The sequence below is a fragment of the Kineococcus sp. R86509 genome, from assembly GCF_042466365.1.
Lineage (GTDB): Bacteria > Actinomycetota > Actinomycetes > Actinomycetales > Kineococcaceae > Kineococcus.
Map to the genome: position 1 here is coordinate 1,084,177 of NZ_JAXHCE010000001.1, position 18,594 is coordinate 1,102,770.

General features: G+C 73.5%; 13 protein-coding genes. 4 read left to right on the top strand and 9 right to left on the bottom strand.

What is annotated here, in order from left to right:
- From egtD to SJY07_RS05130, 5 genes are all read right to left on the bottom strand, one after another.
- Entirely contained in the window at positions 1–987 is a 987-nt protein-coding gene (gene egtD / locus SJY07_RS05110; protein ID WP_380157443.1) for an L-histidine N(alpha)-methyltransferase, read from the bottom strand.
- Positions 984–1,706 (bottom strand): ergothioneine biosynthesis protein EgtC, encoded by a 723-nt coding sequence (egtC, locus tag SJY07_RS05115; RefSeq protein ID WP_328295323.1) that lies wholly within the window; start codon positions 1,704–1,706, stop codon positions 984–986. Before egtC ends, egtD begins: the two co-directional genes overlap by 4 nt.
- Positions 1,707–3,014: an ergothioneine biosynthesis protein EgtB gene (gene egtB / locus SJY07_RS05120; RefSeq protein WP_380157446.1), complete on the bottom strand. Its 1,308-nt coding sequence runs from the start codon at positions 3,012–3,014 to the stop codon at positions 1,707–1,709.
- Positions 3,011–4,264 carry a glutamate-cysteine ligase family protein gene (locus SJY07_RS05125; protein WP_380157448.1) on the bottom strand — a complete coding sequence of 418 codons (1,254 nt, stop codon included), beginning with the start codon at positions 4,262–4,264 and terminating at the stop codon, positions 3,011–3,013. Before SJY07_RS05125 ends, egtB begins: the two co-directional genes overlap by 4 nt.
- Positions 4,265–4,633: 369 nt before the next feature.
- Positions 4,634–6,148, bottom strand: a complete 1,515-nt coding sequence (locus SJY07_RS05130) for a helix-turn-helix domain-containing protein (protein WP_380157450.1) — start codon at positions 6,146–6,148, stop codon at positions 4,634–4,636.
- A gap of 169 nt (positions 6,149–6,317) precedes the next feature.
- Here SJY07_RS05130 and SJY07_RS05135 point away from each other — a divergent pair, with 169 nt between their 5' ends.
- Positions 6,318–8,150 carry a phosphoenolpyruvate carboxykinase (GTP) gene (locus tag SJY07_RS05135; protein ID WP_380162180.1) on the top strand — a complete coding sequence of 611 codons (1,833 nt, stop codon included), beginning with the start codon at positions 6,318–6,320 and terminating at the stop codon, positions 8,148–8,150.
- 24 nt (positions 8,151–8,174) lie between these two features.
- A complete protein-coding gene (locus SJY07_RS05140; protein WP_380157452.1) occupies positions 8,175–9,809 on the top strand; it encodes a glycoside hydrolase family 13 protein in 1,635 nt (544 codons plus the stop codon).
- Positions 9,810–9,825: 16 nt separating this feature from the next.
- Here SJY07_RS05140 and SJY07_RS05145 read toward each other — a convergent pair whose 3' ends face one another.
- On the bottom strand, positions 9,826–10,809 hold the full coding sequence (locus tag SJY07_RS05145) for a zinc-binding dehydrogenase (protein ID WP_380157454.1): 984 nt from the start codon (positions 10,807–10,809) through the stop codon (positions 9,826–9,828).
- A 37-nt stretch (positions 10,810–10,846) separates the two neighbouring features.
- On the opposite strand from SJY07_RS05145, the gene SJY07_RS05150 reads away from it, so the two are divergent.
- Together SJY07_RS05150 and SJY07_RS05155 are read left to right on the top strand one after the other, a co-directional pair.
- Positions 10,847–11,704 (top strand): acyl-CoA thioesterase, encoded by an 858-nt coding sequence (locus SJY07_RS05150; RefSeq protein ID WP_380157456.1) that lies wholly within the window; start codon positions 10,847–10,849, stop codon positions 11,702–11,704.
- A gap of 48 nt (positions 11,705–11,752) precedes the next feature.
- On the top strand, positions 11,753–12,913 hold the full coding sequence (locus SJY07_RS05155) for an acyl-CoA dehydrogenase family protein (protein ID WP_380157457.1): 1,161 nt from the start codon (positions 11,753–11,755) through the stop codon (positions 12,911–12,913).
- A 66-nt stretch (positions 12,914–12,979) separates the two neighbouring features.
- Here the strand turns inward: SJY07_RS05155 and ettA are convergent, their stop codons facing one another.
- Genes ettA through SJY07_RS05170 form a run of 3 tightly spaced genes read right to left on the bottom strand, consistent with a single transcriptional unit; the run spans position 12,980 to position 18,541 of the window.
- The gene (gene ettA, locus SJY07_RS05160; protein WP_328295314.1) at positions 12,980–14,662 is read right to left on the bottom strand and encodes an energy-dependent translational throttle protein EttA; all 1,683 of its coding nucleotides are present in this window, start codon (positions 14,660–14,662) and stop codon (positions 12,980–12,982) included.
- Positions 14,663–14,672: 10 nt separating this feature from the next.
- Complete coding sequence (locus tag SJY07_RS05165) at positions 14,673–15,611, bottom strand: aldose 1-epimerase family protein (RefSeq protein ID WP_380157459.1); 939 nt, start codon at positions 15,609–15,611, stop codon at positions 14,673–14,675.
- A complete protein-coding gene (locus SJY07_RS05170; protein WP_380157461.1) occupies positions 15,608–18,541 on the bottom strand; it encodes a DUF5107 domain-containing protein in 2,934 nt (977 codons plus the stop codon). Before SJY07_RS05170 ends, SJY07_RS05165 begins: the two co-directional genes overlap by 4 nt.
- Between the last annotated feature and the right edge of the window lie 53 nt (positions 18,542–18,594).

The following is an 18,594-nucleotide window of genomic DNA, read 5'->3' on the forward strand; positions in this document are numbered from 1 at the left end:
TCAGCCGACGACCCGCGGGGCGGCGAGGCTGAGGGCCACGTCCCCCGCGGGATCGGTCCACCAGCGGACGAGGTCGAGACCGGCGGCGGCGAGTTCGCTCACCACCGATTCCCGGCGGAACTTCGAGGACACCTCGGTCCGCACCTCCTCCCCCGCGTCGAAGCGCACCGCGAGGTCGAGGCCGGGCAGCCGCACCTCGTGGGCGTGGCGGGCCCGCAGCCGCATCTCGACGCGTTCGAGCCCGGCGTCCCAGACGGCGACGTGGTCGAAGGCGTCGAGGTCGAAGTCGGCACCGAGTTCCCGGTTGAGCACCGAGAGGACGTTCTTGTCGAAGGCCGCCGTCACCCCCGCGCTGTCGTCGTAGGCGGCGAGGAGCCGGCCGGTGTCCTTCACCAGGTCCGTCCCGAGCAGCAGGTGGTCCCCGGGTACCATCCCGGAGGCCAGCTCGCGCAGGAACCGCGACCGCGGGGCGGGTTCCAGGTTCCCGATGGTCGAGCCCAGGAACGCCACCAGGCGTCGGCCCTCCCGCGGGAGTTCCCCGAGGTGGCGTTCGAAGTCCCCGACGACGGCCTGCACGTCGAGCCCGGGGAACTCCGCCAGGATCTCCGTCCCGGCCTGCGCGAGGACGGTCTCGTCGACGTCGAAGGGCACGAAGCGCCGCAGCGTCCCCGCGTCGCGCAGGGCGTGCAGCAGCACCCGCGTCTTCTCGCTCGTGCCGCTGCCGAGTTCGACGAGGACGTCGGCCGCCGTGATCTGCGCGACCTCACCGGCCACCAGCTCCAGCAGCGAACGTTCCGCCCGGGTCGGGTAGTACTCGGGCAACCGGGTGATCTCGTCGAACAACCGACTGCCGTGCTCGTCGTAGAAGTACTTGGGCGGCAACGTCTTCGCGTCCGCCGTCAGGCCCGCCCGGACGTCGGCGCGCAGCGTCAGGGACAGGTCGCCGGGGGTGAGGTGGCGTTCCAGGGACAGGCGGGGCGGGGTCACACGGTCTCCAGAGGGGTTTCGGTGACGACGACGCGTCCGCCGTGCAGGCGCGCCTCGACGAGGGTGCGGTCGGGGACGTCGCGCCAGCGGGGGTCGTCGTCGTGCGGTTCGCTGGCCAGGACGACCCCGTCGGGGGTCTCCAGGACGCTGAGGGTGTCGCCCCAGGCGGTGGCGAGCAGCCGCTCCCCGTCGCCGAGCAGGACGTTGAGCCGGGCGGCGGGGTCGTCGGCACCGACGACGGCGATCCGCTTGCCGAGTTCCTCGGGTGCGGCGAGCAGGTACGACGCGAGGACCGCGGAGTCGCACACCGACTCCGCCCGCGGCCAGGCGTCCGCGGGCAGCACCGACCGATCGACGACGCCGTTGTGCGACAACGACCACCCGTGGCGGACGAAGGGGGCGCAGGCGCTCTCGTCGGTGGGCATCCCGACCGTCGCGTCCCGCACCGCCGCCACCACGCACCCGGCCGCGACGTGAGCGGCGACGGAGGCCAGCGACGCGTCGGACCACATCGGCCCGGAACTGCGCCAGCGCGCCGGCCCCGGGGCGGAGGAGGCCTCGGGCGGGCTCCACCAGCTGACGCCCCACCCGTCGGCGTTGACCGTGCCGTGCCGTTGCCGGCGCGGCGCCCAGCTCTGCTGCAGCAACCCGTGCGGTCGTTCCAGCAGGAACTCCGACAGGTTCCGGGGCCGGCCCAGCCAGGCCGTGTGGCGGCACACTCAGGCGCTCCAGGCGAGTCGGAGACCGGTGAAGATCTGCCGCCGGACGGGGAAGTCCCAGTTCCGGAAGGAGGGGCGCACCGACACCGGGTCGCTGGCCCAGGAGCCGCCGCGCAGCACGCGGTAGGTGCCGTCGAAGTACGGCGCGGAGTAGGTGTCGTAGAGCATCGGCGAGAACCCCGGCCACGGCGCGAACGCCGAGGACGTCCACTCCCACACGTCACCCATCGTCTGCTCGACGCCGTAGGCGCTGGCCCCGTCCGGGTAGGCGCCGACCTGCGCGGGCCCCAGGGCACCGCCGCCGAGGTTGGCCCGCTCCGGCGTCGCCGGACCGTCACCCCACGGCCAGCGCCGCCGGCGCCCGAGGGCGGGGTCCCAGGCGCAGGCCTTCTCCCACTCGACCTCGGTGGGCAGCCGCGCCCCCGCCCAGCGGGCGTAGGCGGAGGCCTCGTGGAAGTCGACGTGCTGCACCGGTCGCGCGGGGTCGAGCGCCTGCTCGGTCGCGAACCGGCGCTGGGTCCAGCCGCCGGCACCGTCGGCGGCCCAGCCCATCGGGGCCGAGACGCCGTCGGCCTGCCGGTGGGCCCAGCCCACCGACGTCCACAGCCGGGGGTCGTCGTAGCCGCCGGCCTCGACGAACTGCGCCCACTCGCCGTTGGTCACGGGCACCCGCCCGATCCGGAAGGCGGGCACGTGCACGCGGTGCTGGGGGGACTCGTTGTCCAGGGCCCAGGGTTCCTGCGCCGGGTCCACACCGAGCAGGAACTCCCCCGCCGGCACGAGCACCGCGTCGGCGGGGACGAGACGCCCCGGCGGGGTGGGGGCGGCGGTGAGGAGGGGGTCGCCGGAGCGCAGGTTGTGCGTGGCGAACATCGTCTCGTCGTGCTGGTGCTCGTGCTGGGCGACCATCCCGGCCGCGAACGCGGACTCCTCCGGTCCCAGCCGGGCGAGGGAGTCGAGCACCCGGTGGCGGACGTCGGCGATGGCCCGCCGGGACTGCGCCGGGTCGAGCAGCGGGAGCCGGGTCCGGGTGGCCCGCGGGTGTTCGGCGGCGTCGTAGAGGCAGGCGATCGTGGGGTGGAACACCGGGGTGCGGTCGGGACTGTCGTGCTGGAGCAGCCAGAGCTCCTCCTGCTGGCCGATGTGGGCGAGGTCCCAGACCAGGGGGCTCATGAGGGTCGAGTGCTGGACGGTGAGTTCAGCGTCGGCGGCGTCGGTGAGCTTCGTCGTGGTGGCGCGGGCGCGGTCGAGGGCGTCGACGGCGAGGTCGGCGGTCAGGGTCGTGTCGGTCCGGGTGGTGTGAGTCATCGCAGTTCCTCCGCGGTCAGGCAGGCGGTCGGTCCGGAGCGTTCGAAGCGGTCGAGGACGAGGTCGGCCGGGCCGCGACCGCGGTCGAGGGCCTCCAGCCAACGCTCGACGTCGGCGGCCAGTCCGTCCGGGACACGGGCGGCGGCGGCCTCGAGCACCCCGAGCGCGGCGGTCCGGATCCGCGGGTCGGTGAGTCCGTCGCGGGCGGCTTCGAGGTGGGCGTGCGCGACGGGGTGCGCGGCCTCGGCGGCGCGGTCGGCCGCGGTCGGGTCGTCCACGACGGTCGCGACGACGGCGGCCAGCCCCGGCCACCACGCGCGGGGGACGGCGTCGAGCACGCGCAGTTCGAGGAACCCGCGCAGCCGCACCGGGGGCCAGAGCGTCGTGAGGTGCGCGTCGACGTCGGCGGCCGTGGGTGACCGGTCGCCGAGCCGCACCGAGCCGTCGGCCCAGGCCGCGAACGACACGGTCCCCTCGACGGGGGTGAACTGCCCGTCCCCGCCGCGGAGGAACATCACCGGCGCGGCGAGGGCGAACTCCGTCCAGGCTGCGACCGGGTCCGAGGTGGCGGTCCCGGCGCGGCTCCGGCCGGGTTCCAGGTCCTGCCAGATCCGTTGCCGCGCACAGGCCCACCCGGTCCGGGTGCCGCCCTGGACGGGCGAGCTCGCGGCGAGCGCGACGAACACCGGCAGCAGCCGGTGGACGTGCGCGAGGCGGTCGGCCCAGCCGTGCGCCGGGCCCGCGTCGAGGTTCACCTGCAGCGACGCCGTCGAACTCATCATGGCCGGACCGGCGGTGTCCCCGATGGAGGCGAAGTGCCGTTCCATCGAGACGTAGCGCGACGCCGGGTTCACCCGCTGCGGTGCGCGCAGCGGGTCCGTCCCCGTCGACTGCAGGACCAGCCGCTCCCCCGCCAACCGCGCGTCGAGGACGTCCGCGTCCACGCGCAGCGCCTCGACCGCGGCCACCACCCCGTCACCGGGCAGCGTCGAGAGTTCGACCTGCCCGCCCGGCTCGAGCGTGACCTTCGACCCCCGCGGCGTCGCGAACCCCTCCAGCAGCGCGGTCAGCCGGTCCCAGCCGACCCGGCTCCCCGGATCGTGCAGGTCCACGACGTGGCGTTCCAGTTCGAGCCCCACCGACCCGACCTCGGAGGGCCGCAGCGCCGCGGCCGCCACCCGCTCCCGCACCGCCTCGACGTCCAACGGTGAGGAGTCCACCTCGGGTGCTGCGCCAGTCAGTGTCGTCATGTCGTACAGGCCCCTTCCAGGTCCGGACCGGCTCGATGGACCTGAGCCGCGGGTCGGCGTGGGGCCACTCCCGTGGCCTCACCGACACCCTGACACGCCCCTCCGACACCAGCCCCCCGAGCCCCCCGAACCTCCCAACCCTCGCGGTCAGGTGCCCGGGGGCCCCGGCCCCCAAGACCCCCACCGGCCACGTCCCACCCGGCACGGTGAGGCCGCCACGGGAAACGCCGAAGGGCGGTGCGGTGGTGGGGTCGGCGGATGTCCGGAGTGAGCGCTGGTGAACGAACCTGACGTCACCCGCGGACCAGCGCGAACGGAGTATCCGCCGGCCCCACCGCCGCACCGCCCGGAACGAGACCCGACAAGACCTCACCCCGCCGCAGGGGGCGCGTGCGAGGCGAGGAACGAATACACCTCGCGGTCGTCCACTCCGGGGAAACGTCCCGACGGCAGCGGGGCCAGGGTCTGGGCGTGCAGGCGCGCCGAGGGCCACGCCGCGTCGGCCCAGCGTTCGACGAGGTCGTGGGGTGGGCGGCGGCAGCAGTCCCCGTCGGGGCAGGTGCTCCGGGTCCGCACCCGGGTGTCGCGCCCGCGGAACCACTTGGCGTGGGCGTAGGGCACGCCGACGGTGATCGAGAACCCTCCGTCCCCGCTGCTCCCGGTCTGGCTGGAGCACCAGAACGTCCCGGCGGGGGTGTCGGTGTACTGGTAGTTCTCGGTGGTGCGGTTGCGGACGTCGAACACCGTCCGTGCGGTCCAGCGGCGGCAGACCGGCTGTCCTTCGATGCTGCCGGAGGCGTCCTGGGGGAAGGGCACGCCGTCGTTCTCGTACCCGCGGTACAGGGCCCCGTCCTCGCCGACGCGCAGGAAGTGCAGGGGGATCCCGAGGTGGGAGGTCAGCAGGTTCGTGAGCCGGTGCGCGGCGGCCTCGTGGGTGACGCCGAAGGCGTCGCGGAAGTCCTCGACGGCGAGGTCCTTGTCGGCTTTGGCGGCCGACAGGAACTGCACGGCGGCGGCGCGCGGGAGGAGGCAGGACGCCGCGAAGTAGTTGATCTCGAGCCGTTGCCGCAGGAACTGGGTGTAGCTGGCGGGGCGTTCGTGCCCGAGCACGCGGTGTCCGATGGCCTGCAGCGCGAGGGATCGCAGCCCGTGGCCGCCGGGGATGGAGGCCGGGGGGAGGTAGATCCGGCCGTGGGCGAGGTCGGTGACGGTGCGGGTGGAGTGGGGCAGGTCCTCGACGTGGATGATGCTGAACCCGAGGTCGGAGGCCATCCGCGCGACCTGGCGGTGGGTGAGCGCGCCGACGGTGTACCCGGCGCTGCGGACGAGGTCCTCGGCGAGCTCCTCGATCTCGGGGAGGTGGTTGTCGCTGCGCCGCATGAGCAGTCGGATCTCGGTGTTGGCGCGTCGGGCCTCCTCCGGGGTCGCGTGGGACGCGTCGTGGCGCCGGGCCAGTTCGCGGTGGAGCCGGACGAGGGACTCCAGGGCGTCGGTGGGAAGCTTCCGGCCGGCGCTGACCTCGGGGAGGCCGAGCGTGCGGGCCAGCGGTGAGCGTTGCGCGTGGTCGAGCTCGATCTCCAGCGCGGCGCGTCGCGTCGGCGGGGGCGAGGGGTCGAGCAGTTCGGCGGGGGTGACCTCGAGGGCGCGGGCGAGCGCCGTGATGAGCGAGAGCCGGGGTTCGCGCTTGCCGTTCTCCACCTGCGAGAGCTGGCTCTGCGCGGTGCCGACGGCTTCGCCGAGCTGGGCGAGCGTCCAGCCCTTGACCCCGCGGTGGTGCCGGATCCGGCGGCCCACGGTGAGGGCGTCGAGCCCGGTCTCGGGTTCCGTCGGGGCGAGCGCCGGGTCGGTCAGCGGTTCGAGGGCGGCGACGCGCAATCGAGGCATGCGTTTCACCGTACGTGAAGAATCGTCGTTCTTCACGGGCCCGGACCGTTGTTCGACCGTGCGGTTGCCGCCAGAGTCGAAACACGGACCAGCACCCATCTCGAGGAGGCACGCCGACGTGACGACCGAAGTGACGCGTGAGAACAGCAGCGGGACGACCCCGGGGAGCGTGGGTCTCTCGGGGACCCCCACCACGAACGAGGCCGTGCTCGGCTGGGTGCGGGCCACCGCCCGGCTCACCCAGCCCGACGAGGTCGTCTGGTGCGACGGGTCGCAGGCCGAGTTCGACCGCCTCACCGCGCAGATGGTCACCGCCGGCACCCTGGTCCCGCTGAACCCGGACCTGCGTCCGGGCAGCTTCCTGGCCCGCTCCGCCCCCTCGGACGTCGCCCGGGTCGAGAGCCGCACGTTCATCGCCTCGCACCGTCGCGAGGACGCGGGGCCGACGAACAACTGGCGCGAGCCGGAGGCGCTGCGCGAGGAACTCGCCGGGGTGTTCAGCGGGTCGATGCGCGGCCGCACGATGTACGTCGTCCCGTTCTCGATGGGCCCCGTCGGTGGCCCGATCTCGCAGCTCGGGATCCAGGTGACGGACTCCCCCTACGTCGTCGTCAGCATGCGCACCATGACGCGGATGGGGTCGCCCGCCCTGGCCGCCATCACCCCGGGAACCCCGTTCGTCCCCGCGGTCCACAGCGTCGGGATGCCGTTGGTCGACGCCGCCGGCCGGCACCGCGACGACGTCGCCTGGCCGTGCAACGACCTCAAGTACGTCGCGCACTTCCCCGAGACCCGGGAGATCTTCTCCTTCGGTTCCGGCTACGGCGGCAACGCCCTGCTGGGGAAGAAGTGCTTCGCGTTGCGGATCGCCTCGGTGATGGCCCGCGACGAGGGCTGGCTCGCCGAGCACATGCTCGTCCTCAAGGTGACCTCGCCGCAGCAGCGGGTGTTCCACCTCGCGGCGGCGTTCCCCTCGGCCTGCGGCAAGACGAACCTCGCGATGCTGCGCCCGACGATCCCCGGCTGGCGGGTCGAGACCATCGGCGACGACATCGCCTGGATGCGTCCCGGTCCGGACGGTGAACTGCGCGCGATCAACCCCGAGGCGGGGTTCTTCGGGGTCGCACCGGGCACGGGCTGGTCGAGCAACCCGACGGCGATGGAGATGCTGCGCGAGAACGTCATCTTCACCAACGTCGCCCTCACCGACGACGGCGACGTCTGGTGGGAGGGGATGACGGAGGAGGCCCCGGACCACCTGACCGACTGGCGGGGCCGGTCCTGGACCCCGGGGTCGGGGACCCCCGCGGCGCACCCGAACGCGCGGTTCACGGTGTCCGCGGCGCAGTGCCCCTCGATCGCCGAGGAGTTCGACGCGCCCGAGGGCGTCGCGATCGACGCGATCCTCTTCGGTGGCCGCCGCCGCTCGAACGTCCCGCTGGTCGCCCAGGCCGGCGACTGGAGCCAGGGCGTGTTCATGGGAGCCACGATCTCGAGCGAGCGGACCGCAGCCGCGGAGGGAACCGTGGGTGAGCTGCGGCACGACCCGTTCGCGATGCTGCCCTTCGCGGGCTACAACATGGCCGACTACTTCGCGCACTGGCTCTCGATGCGGGACCGGCTCACGCGGTTGCCCGAGGTGTTCTCCGTCAACTGGTTCCGCCGCGGTGACGACGGCCGGTTCCTCTGGCCCGGGTTCGGCGAGAACTCCCGCGTGGTGGAGTGGATCTGCCGACGGCTGGAGGGCAGTGCGGACGCCCGGCACACCCCCGTGGGTCTGGTACCGACCCCGTCGGGTGTGAACGTGGCCGGACTCGATGTCCCGGCGGCCGACCTCGCGGAACTCCTCGCCGTCGACCCGACCGCGTGGCTGGACGAGGTCGGCCGGCTCGAGCGCTGGTTCGCGCAGTTCGGCCACCGCTTCCCCGCCGAGCTGCGGGGCCACCTGGACCTGCTGCGCTACCGCCTCGACCCGCCCACCGGGGGCGACCTGGCGGCCTGACGCCGAGCCGCGCCGTCCGGCAGGATGGGACGGGTGAGCGAACCGAGCAGCACCCCGTGGTGGCGTGACGCCGTCATCTACCAGGTCTACCCGCGCAGCTTCGCCGACGGCGACGGTGACGGCATGGGCGACCTGCCCGGCATCACCGCGCGCCTGCCGCACCTGGCCGACCTCGGCGTCGACGCCGTCTGGCTCTCCCCCGTCTACCCCTCCCCGCAGAAGGACGCGGGGTACGACGTCGCCGACTACCGCGGCATCGAGGCGATGTTCGGGACCCTCGACGACTTCGGGCGGCTGTCGGAGCGCGCCCACGAACTCGGCCTGCGCGTGGTGATGGACCTCGTCCCGAACCACACCTCCGCCGACCACGTCTGGTTCCGGGCTGCCCTGGCCGCCGGGCCGGGCTCGCCCGAGCGGGCCCGCTACCTGTTCCGCGAGGGGGACGGTGACGCCCCGCCGAACTCGTGGCGTTCGGTGTTCGGGGGTCCGGCCTGGACGCGCGTCGAGGACGGTTCCTGGTACCTGCACCTCTTCGACTCCAGCCAGCCCGACCTGGACTGGACCAACCCCGAGGTCGTCGCCGAGTTCGAGGACGTCCTGCGGTTCTGGCTGGACCGCGGGGTCGACGGGTTCCGCATCGACGTCGCCCACGGGCTGGTCAAGGCCGACGGCCTGCCCGAGTGGGACCACGACCAGGCCCTGCTGGACGGCTCCGCCGCCACCGGCGAGCGTCCCCCGATGTGGGACCAGGAGGGCGTGCACGAGATCTACCGCGGCTGGCGTCGTGTCCTGGACGCCTACCCGGGTGATCGGATGCTCGTCGCGGAGGCGTGGGTCACCCCGCCGGAGCGTCTCGCGCGCTACCTGCGCGGCGACGAGATGCACCAGGCCTTCAACTTCGACTACCTGCGGGCCCCGTGGCGCGCGGCGGAACTCCGTGCCGTCATCACCTCGACGCTGGCCGCCCACGAGACCGTCGGCGCCCCGGCGACCTGGGTCCTGTCCAACCACGACGTCGTCCGGCACGCCAGCCGCCTCGGCTACCCCGCCGGGCAGGAACCCACCAGCGGTGTCGGTCCCGACGACCCGCAACCGGACGCCGAGCTCGGTCTGCGCCGGGCCCGCGCGGCGACGACGTTCATGCTCGCCCTGCCGGGCGGCGCCTACGTCTACCAGGGGGAGGAACTCGGTCTGCCGGAGGTGACGACGTTGCCGGCGGGGGTCCGTCAGGACCCCTCGTTCGCCCGGACGAACGGCGAGGACACCGGCCGCGACGGGTGCCGGGTCCCGATCCCCTGGGAGGGCGGGGAACCGTCCTACGGTTTCGGGCCGGGCCCGGCCGGCTGGTTGCCGCAGCCGGAGCTCTGGGGCCGGTTGTCCGTCGCGGCCCAGACGGGTGTCGCCGGGTCGACGCTGGAGCTCTACCGCACGCTGATCGCCCGGCGCCGGGAACTCCGCCTCGGGCGCGGCACCCTGCGGTGGCACGAGATCGACGGCGGCGACGTGCTCGCCTTCACCAGCGCCGACGTCCTCGTCGTCGCGAACCTCGGCCCGGACCCCGTCGCCGTGCCCGCCGGGGCCACCCTGCTGGTGGCCAGCGGCGACCTCGACGCCGGCCGCGTCCCCACCGACACCGCCGCCTGGTTCCGTCTCCCCTGACGCCCCCCGGCGCTGGTCAGGGGCGGATCAGGACCTTCCCCACGGCCTCGCCGGAGTCCAGGCGCGCGAACGCGTCCCGGGCGTCGGCGAGGGTGTGGACGGAGTCGATCTCGGGTTCCAGACCGGCGGTGACGCAGAACTGCAGCAGGCGCTCGAACTCGTCGCGGGTGCCCATCGTGGAACCCAGGACCCGCAGCTGCTTGAAGAACACGTTCTCCAGCATGGCCGGGGCGTCGCCGCCGGTGGTGGCGCCGGACACGACGATGCAGCCGCCGGGCTTCAGCGCCTGGACGGAGTGCTTCCAGGTCGCCTTGCCGACCGTCTCGAACACCGCGTCGACCCGGCCGGGCAACCGCTCCCCGCTCGCGAACGTCGCCGCCGCACCCCAGGAACGGGCCTTCTCGAGCCGTTGCGGGGTGCGCCCGGTCACCCAGACCCGCAGCCCGGCAGCGGATCCCAGGGTGATGAGCGCGTTGGAGACCCCGCCGGCGGCCCCCTGGACCAGCACCGTCTGGCCGGGGACGGCCCGCGCCTGGGTGAACAGCATCCGGTAGGCCGTGAGCCACGCCACCCCCAGCGACGCGGCCCGTTCGACGCTCCACCCGGCGGGTTGCGGCAGCACGTTGCGGCGCGGGACCCAGACGTGCTCGGCGAGGGTGCCGGGGTGGAGTTCGGAGAGCAGCGTCCGCCGCGGGTCGAGGGTCTCGTCACCCCTGTACGTCGCGTGGTCCTCGTCGGAGACGACCGCGTGCACGATGACCTCGGAACCGTCGTCGAGCGTCCCTGCGGCGTCGCAGCCCAGGACCATCGGCAGCCGCTCGGGCGGCAACCCGACCCCGCGCAGGCTCCACAGGTCGTGCCGGTTCAGGGCGGCCGCCGCCACGGTGACGCGGACCCAACCCGGTGGGGCCTCGGCGGCGGGGGCGTCGGCCACCTCCAGCGCGGACAACGGGTCGTCTGACCCCGGTTCGAGGGCGCGGACGGCGCGGGCGGCGAGCACGCGCCGACGCTACCCCCGCTCCCGGTAGCGTGCGCGGGTGACCACCAGTCCCCTGCTGCCCGTGCTCGACGTCCAGCCGGCCGACGACGCACTGGACGTGTTCACCGGCCCGAACCTCCCGCACTGGCGCGCCCGGTTGTTCGGCGGGCAGGTGCTGGGGCAGGTGGCCGTCGCGGCCGGCCGTACCGTCGGCGCGGATCGGCGGCTGCACTCGCTGCACGCCTACTTCCTGCGTCCCGGCGCCCCGGACGTCGCGGTCGCGTTCGCGGTGGAGCGCCTGCGCGACGGGCGGTCCTTCTCCGCCCGCCGGGTCCAGGCCACCCAGAACGGGGTGCCGATCCTCTCCGGGATCACCTCCTTCCAGACCGCCTCGGAGGGGCTGGAGCACTTCGAACCCGCGCCCGACGTCCCCGAACCCGAGGACCTGCGCAGCGACTACGAGATCCTGGACGCGGTCGACGACCCGCGCGCCCGCCAGATCGGCCGCGGCCGCCACGTCGAGATCCGGCACGTCGAACCGGCGCTGTACGGGAGCGCCGACCCACAGCGCCGGGCGCACCAGTCGGTGTGGTTCCGCCTCGACGCGCCCCTGCCGGGCGACGACCTGCTGCACCGGGGCGCGCTGGCCTACGCCAGCGACCTCAGCGTGCTGGAACCGGTGCTGCGCCGCCACGGGCTGGCCTGGTCGAGCCCGGGGACGAGCGTGGCGAGCCTCGACCACGCCATGTGGTGGCACCGCCCCGCCCGCGCCGACGAGTGGCTGCTGTACGTGGTCGAGAGCCCGAACGCCTCCGGCGCGCGGGGTCTCTCGACGGGTCGGATGTACGACCGCGAGCGCCGGCTGGTCGCGACGGTCGCCCAGGAGGGCATGGTGCGGGTCCCGTCCGCGGGCTGACGTCGGGCGCTCGGACCGGGCTCGGTGACGGTGTGGCACCGTGGCGCCGTGCTGAGCGAGGAGACCTTCGAGGACCTGCTGACCCGCGTCCGCACCGGGGCGGCCCAGCGCGAACGTGACCGCGAGCTGCCCCGCGAACTCGTCCGCGAGCTCGCGGCGGCGGGGTTCCCGAACGCGCACGTCCCCGCGTCGGTCGGCGGCGAGGGGGCCTCGCTGGAGGTCCTCTTCGAGCGGTTGATCCGGTTGGCCCGGGCCGACTGCAACGTCGCCCACGTCTTCCGCGGCCACCTAGCGTTCGTCGAGAAGCAGTACTTCGAGGCCGACCCGGGGGCGCGCGAGGGCTGGTGGAAGCGGGTGCTGGACGGTGACCTCGTCGGCAACGCCGTCTCGGAGGCCTCGACGACCTCGGACCTGTCCACCGTCCTGGAACGCACCCCGGAGGGTCTGCGGCTGCGGGGCCGGAAGTTCTACACGACGGGGTCGATCTACGCGGACTGGATCGACACCTCCGCCGCCTTCGAGGGCGACAGCGTCCAGGTCTTCGTCCCGACCGGTGCGAGCGGCGTCGAGGTCGTCGACGACTGGAAGGGTTTCGGGCAGCGCCTCACCGGCAGCGGCACGACGACGTTCACCGACGTCGCGACCGACCCCGGGCACGTGCGGCGGATCGACCCCGACGACGACGCGCAGACGTACGTGCTCGGGTTCTTCCAGCTGGTGCTGCTGGCGGTCGTCGCGGGGATCGGCTTCGCCGCCCTGGACGACACCGTCGACTACGTCCGGGGCCGTCGGCGGATCTTCGGCTACGCCGGGGAAGCCCTGCCCCGTGAGCACCACCTGGTGCAGGCCGAGGTCGGCGGGCTCTCCAGCGCGGCGTCGGCGGCCCGGGCGATCGTCCTCGGCGCGGCCCGCACCCTGGACACCGCGTTGAGCAGGCACCTCGCCGACGGGGACCACGACGTCCTGCTGCAGGCCCAGCTGGAGGTCTACCGCGCCCAGCAGGTCGTCCTGCCGCTGGTCGTCGACGCGACGGCGAACCTGTTCGAGGTGGGTGGGGCCTCCGCCGTCGACGTGGACCTCGGGCTGGACCGGCACTGGCGCAACGCCCGCACGATCGCGACCCACAACCCCGCGATCCACCGCCGCCGCGCCATCGGCGACCACGACCTCAACGGGACGGCGACGCGGCGGTACCTGCCGGCGGGCTGACGCGGCGAGGGGGGTGCGGCGACCGCGTCACGGTCGCCGCACCCCCCTCACCGGTGGAGGTCCCCGTCAGTCGCGGGTGAGCTTGCGGTACGTCACGCGGTGCGGGCGCGCGGCGTCCGGCCCGAGGCGGGAGACCTTGTTCTCCTCGTAGCCGGCGAAGTTCCCCTCGAACCAGTACCAGTTCCCCGGGTTCTCCTCCGTGCCCTCGTAGGCCAGGATGTGGGTCGTCACCCGGTCGAGGAACCAGCGGTCGTGGCTCACGACGACGGCGCACCCGGGGAACTCCAGCAGGGCGTTCTCGAGCGACCCCAGGGTCTCGACGTCGAGGTCGTTGGTGGGTTCGTCGAGGAGCAGGACGTTGCCGCCCTCCTTGAGCGTCAGCGCCAGGTTGAGGCGGTTGCGCTCCCCGCCGGAGAGGACGCCGGCCGGCTTCTGCTGGTCCGGGCCCTTGAAGCCGAACGCCGAGACGTAGGCCCGCGAGGGCATCTCCTGGTTGCCGACCTGGATGTAGTCCAGGCCGTCGGAGACCGTCTCCCACAGCGACTTCGACGCGTCCAGGCCACCGCGGGACTGGTCGACGTAGGACAGCTTGACCGTCTCGCCGATCTTGAGGTCGCCGGAGTCGAGGTCCTCGAGGCCGACGATGGTCTTGAACAGCGTCGTCTTCCCGACGCCGTTGGGCCCGATGACGCCGACGATGCCGTTGCGCGGCAACGAGAAGGACAGACCCTCGATGAGGGTGCGGTCACCGAAGGACTTCTTGAGGTCCTTCGCCTCGATGACGACCTGACCCAGCCGGGGACCGGCCGGGATCTGGATCTCCTCGAAGTCGAGCTTGCGCGTGCGCTCGGCCTCGGCGGCCATCTCCTCGTAGCGGTTCAGGCGCGCCTTGGACTTGGTCTGGCGGCCCTTGGCGTTGGAGCGGACCCACTCGAGCTCGTCCTTGAGGCGCTTGGCCAGCTTGAGGTCCTTCTTGCCCTGGACCTCCATGCGGGACTGCTTCTTCTCCAGGTAGGTGGAGTAGTTGCCCTCGTAGGGGTAGGCGCGACCGCGGTCGAGCTCGAGGATCCACTGCGCGACGTTGTCGAGGAAGTAGCGGTCGTGGGTCACGGCCAGCACGGCACCGGGGTACTTCGCGAGGTGCTGCTCCAGCCACGTCACCGACTCGGCGTCGAGGTGGTTGGTGGGTTCGTCGAGCAGCAGCAGGTCGGGCTGCTCGAGCAGCAGCTTGCACAGGGCGACGCGACGCTTCTCCCCCCCGGAGAGGACCGAGACGTCGGAGTCGCCGGGCGGGCAGCGCAGCGCGTCCATGGCCTGCTCGAGCTGGGAGTCCATGTCCCACGCGTTGGCGTGGTCGAGCTCCTCCTGCAGCTGGCCCATCTCCGACATGAGGGCGTCGAAGTCGGCGTCGGGGTCCTCGAAGAGACCGGTGATCTCGTTGTAGCGGTCCATCTTGACCTTGAGCTCGCCGAGACCGTCCTGGACGTTCTGCAGCACCGTCTTGGTCTCGTCGAGGGCCGGCTCCTGCATGAGGATGCCGACGCTGTAGCCCGGCGAGAGGCGGGCCTCGCCGTTGGAGGGCTGGTCGAGCCCCGCCATGATCTTCAGCACGCTCGACTTGCCCGCACCGTTGGGGCCGACGACCCCGATCTTCGCGCCGGGGAAGAACGACATCGAGACGTCGTCGAGGATGACCTTGTCCCCGTGCGCCTTGCGAGCCTTGGACATCACGTAGATGAATTCCGCCACGGGCCCCAGGCTAGTCGCTCACCGCGTCCCCGCCGCCACCCACGGCCCGGATCGTCCAGCCCGCCGTGGTCGAGGCCCCCGGGGCCAGGCCGATGAGGTCACGACCGGAACGGAACGCGTCCGGCGGGCAGGTCAGGGGTTCGACGGCGAGCGCGGCGCGGTGGGCTGCTCCCGTGGAGAGGTCGGCGGAGTAGACGTGGACCCACGGGCAGCGGCGGTCGAGGACGAGCTCGGCTCCCCGGCCCCCGGCGTCGGTGACCCGGACCCGCACGAAGCCGTCGGGCCCCGCCCGCAGCCCCGTGAAGGACCGGTCCAGGACGACGTCACCCACGGGCCGCCGCGCCCGGAAGTCGAGCGCACCGGCGACGGCGACCTCCCCCACCGGCAGCCGGCGCTCGTCGGTCGTGAGCACACGCTCGGCGGGGACCTCGAGGAACCAGGCGTCCACCGCCCGCTCCCCCGGCGGCCCCGCCAGCAGGTACGGGTGTCCGCCCACCCCGAAGGGCGCGGGCGAGCCGCTGCGGTTGACGGCCGTGACCTCCTGGCGCAGCCCGGACTCCCCGAGGGTGAGGTCGACCGACAGGTCGACGCACCAGGGGTAGCCCGGCCGGGGCTCGATCGTCGTGGTGAGCCGCACGTGGTCCGGTCGGTCCTGATGGCCGTCGAAGTCCGACCACGCGACCAGGCCGTGCGAGGCGTTCCGCAGGTCGACCTCGTTCACCTCGAGCTGGTGCGTCGCACCCCCGAAGACGTAGCGACCGTCGCCGACCCGGTTGGGCCAGGGCGCCAGCAGCGTGCCCGACATCGCCGGCCGCACCTGGGCCGCCTCGAAGGGCAGGACGAGGTCGCGACCCCGGGACGTCAGCCGGCGCAGCGTCGCCCCGACGCTCATCACGTGGGCCTCGTACCCGGCGGCCACCAGGTGGAACGCCCGTCCCGGGACGCTCACCACCCGTCCCCGTCCTCCCGCGCGAAGAGCAGGAGGTCCGGGAGGCTGGTGGCGAAGTAGTCGGTGGCGCCGTCGGCGCCCACGGCCGCCCGGGCCGGGTGGAGGGGGCGGGCCTCGCCGAGCGAGGTCGGGGGGTCCCCGGGGTCCACGCCGAGTGCGGCGGCGGTCGCGTCCCAGGCGGCGACGACCCGGCCCTCGCCGCCCTCCCAGGGGTGGAACGGCCGGGTCGAGAGGATCTCGCGGGCCCGCGCCGCGAACCCCTGGTCGAGCAGCAGCGCGACGTAGTCCACCGTCAGGTCGTCGCGGGTCAGGACGAGGTCCTCGACCGGTCGCAGGCGCGCGAAGCGCTGCGCGGGGTCGTGGCCGAGCCGGACGGCCAGCTGGTCCTGCTCGTAGCGCAGCCGCGCGTCCGCACCGGAGACCTCGACCGCCGCTGCGTAGCGCGCCCAGGCGCGTTCGTCGTCGTGGGAGACGTTGTGGGCGGCGAGGCCCGCGTTGCGCAGCAGGACGGGGTGGCGCATCCCCCGGGCGACGCACGCCTCCCAGAGTTCGCTCGCCTCGACCCGACGGCCGTGGGCGTAGAGCAGGTTCCCCAGCAGGAACCCCGCGGTGGTGTCCGCGGGATCGGCGTCGAGGGCGGCGAGCAGGACGTCGTGCGCGTCGAGGCCGGACGGGAAGGCCAGGGTCGGGTCGCTGCGCCGGGCCCGGTCGCGGGCCGCCGCCGCCTCCGCCGGGGAGCCGAGTTCCTCGTGCACGACCGCGGCCGTGTACTCCGCGACGGGCCGGAAGTTCCCGGCGGCACCGGCGGGGACCGCGGCGACGCGCTCGAGCAACCGCAGGGCCTGCCCGTGCTCCCCGGCCGCGCGCAGGTCGAGCGCGACGTCCAGCAGCAGACCCGCGTCGTCGACGAGCTCGCGCTGGTCCAGGAAGCGCAGCGTCGCGTCGAGAGGGTCCACCGCGAGCGCGGCCCGCAGCACCTCGCCCGCACCCCGGTGGTTCCCGCTCCGACGCCAGAGCAGCACCCGCACCGCGATCCGCCGGGTGTCGTGGGCGACCACCCCGTCCAGGGTGTCGAGGACGCGCAGCGCGGCGCGGTTGCGACCGCGGCGCGCCAGCGAACGGGCGAGTTCCAGCCCCGCCGCCGCGGCCCAGGTGCCGTCCCAGCCGGCCTTCCCGAACGCCCGTTCGGCGTCCTCGACCCGGCCGAGCCGGGCCAGCACCAGACCGTGCAGGTAGTACGCCTCGGCGTCGAGAGGGTTGGCGTTGCGGCGGGTGAGGCGGCGCAACGCCGTCTCGACCCCCCGCCGCGCCGTCTCGTAGGACCCGGCGCGGTAGGCGCGGTCGGCCAGGGCGAGGTTCGTCCGGACGTCGCCGGGGTCGCGGCGCAACGCCTCGCGCCAGTACGGCACCGGGGACCTCGTGGGGTGGCGGTACTGACTGAGGTGCAGGCCGGTGAGGAACAACTCCTCCACCGAAACCGTCGCCTCGGGCGCGGGAGGTTCCGTCGCCACCTCGGGCTCTCCGGCGTTCTCGTCGACCTCGACCGGTGCCCACCGCACGAGGACCCGTCCGGCCGCGTCGAGGAGTTCCACCCGCAGTGCTCCGGTGGAACCCTCCCCGGTCACCTCCGCGGGAACCCCCGGGGTCAGGTCCGCGGTCCGGGAGGCGACGAGTTCCCCGTCCCGGAGGATGCGCAGCTGCGCGCGGCGCCGGGTCGCGGTGACGGCGAAACGGGCGACGACGGTGGAACCGCGTTCCACGTGCACCGCGGCGTCCGGGGTCGCCTGGTGCACGACGCCGATCGCCGGCACCGGGTACCAGTGCTGCACGAACGTCTTCGTCTCCCCCGGCAGCAACCAGCTGAAGTCGGGTTGGTTGTCGGTGTAGACGCCGGCCATGAGTTCCACGTACGGGCCGTCGTCGTCGCTCAGCTGGGCGTCCCAGGCGTGGCCGAAGGGGGCGTTCCCCCACGTCCACTGCTTCTTGCCGGGGGAGATCCGTCGTTCGGCCCAGTGCACGAACCCCGCCCCCGCGGCGTGGTCGTAACCGCCGAAGAAGTCCCCCTGGGAATCGACCACCATGTACGAGGTGGGCACCGGGATGTTGCGGTAGAAGTCGATGCGGTCCGCACCGGGGTTCTCGCGGGCCCGCTGCGGGTAGTCCACGCCGTAGTAGTCGCGATCGGCCCGGGGGAACCCGGTGATCGCCCGCCGGGCGTGGTCGGCGACGTGGCGGACGTCCTCGGGGAAGAACGACTGGAACTCCTCGTGGACGCGGGCCGCGACGTTGGCCCACCACAGGAACGACTGCCGGTCGCTGGTCCGGTTGTGCAACCGGACCACGAGTTCGACGACGGAACTGTCGCGACGCAACCGCACCCCGTGCTGCGCGGCCATGCGCTGGAACGGGTCGTGGTCCCCGCACCAGACGGTGACGGTCCCGTCCTCGTCGTGCTGGATCGTGGTCTCGACGGGGAGGTAGGTTCCGGGACGGTGGTGCTGCGGCCAGTTGAACTCGACGCCACCGCTGATCCAGGGGCCCCCGAGACCGACGAGCGCGGGTTTGACCACGTCGTTGCGGTAGAAGAAGTCGTACCCGGTGACCTTGTCGTAGCCGACGTGGATCCGGCCACCGAGTTCGGGCAGCACCACCAGCCGCACGTAGCGGTTCTCCAGGTGGACCGCCTGCCACTCCCGGTCGATCCCGTGGTCGGCGACGTGCTCGACGAACGGCAGCGGGTAGACCGTGCCGCTGGAGCCCTGGTAGACGCGGCGGTCGAGGTACATCGGGAACGGGCTGGGTTCACCCGCCTCGTAGGTCCGGATGGTCAGGGGCGCGTTCCACGCCACCGCGGCGCCCGCCGCCAGGTCCGGCCGCAGCCGCTCGGGGGCGTCGGGGAGGGTGATGCCGGGGACTGTCGTCTGCTCCACGATCGAGACGCTAGGCGCGGTCCGGCCGCCGCCGCCATGGCTCGAACGACGGC

What these genes read in the sequence shown, in the direction of transcription:
- SJY07_RS05125 (WP_380157448.1), bottom strand. Translation starts at nt 4,264, where the DNA reads ATGACGACACTGACTGGCGCAGCACCCGAGGTGGACTCCTCACCGTTG.
- egtB (WP_380157446.1), bottom strand. Translation starts at nt 3,014, where the DNA reads ATGACTCACACCACCCGGACCGACACGACCCTGACCGCCGACCTCGCC.
- SJY07_RS05130 (WP_380157450.1), bottom strand. Translation starts at nt 6,148, where the DNA reads ATGCCTCGATTGCGCGTCGCCGCCCTCGAACCGCTGACCGACCCGGCG.
- SJY07_RS05140 (WP_380157452.1), top strand. Translation starts at nt 8,175, where the DNA reads ATGGGACGGGTGAGCGAACCGAGCAGCACCCCGTGGTGGCGTGACGCC.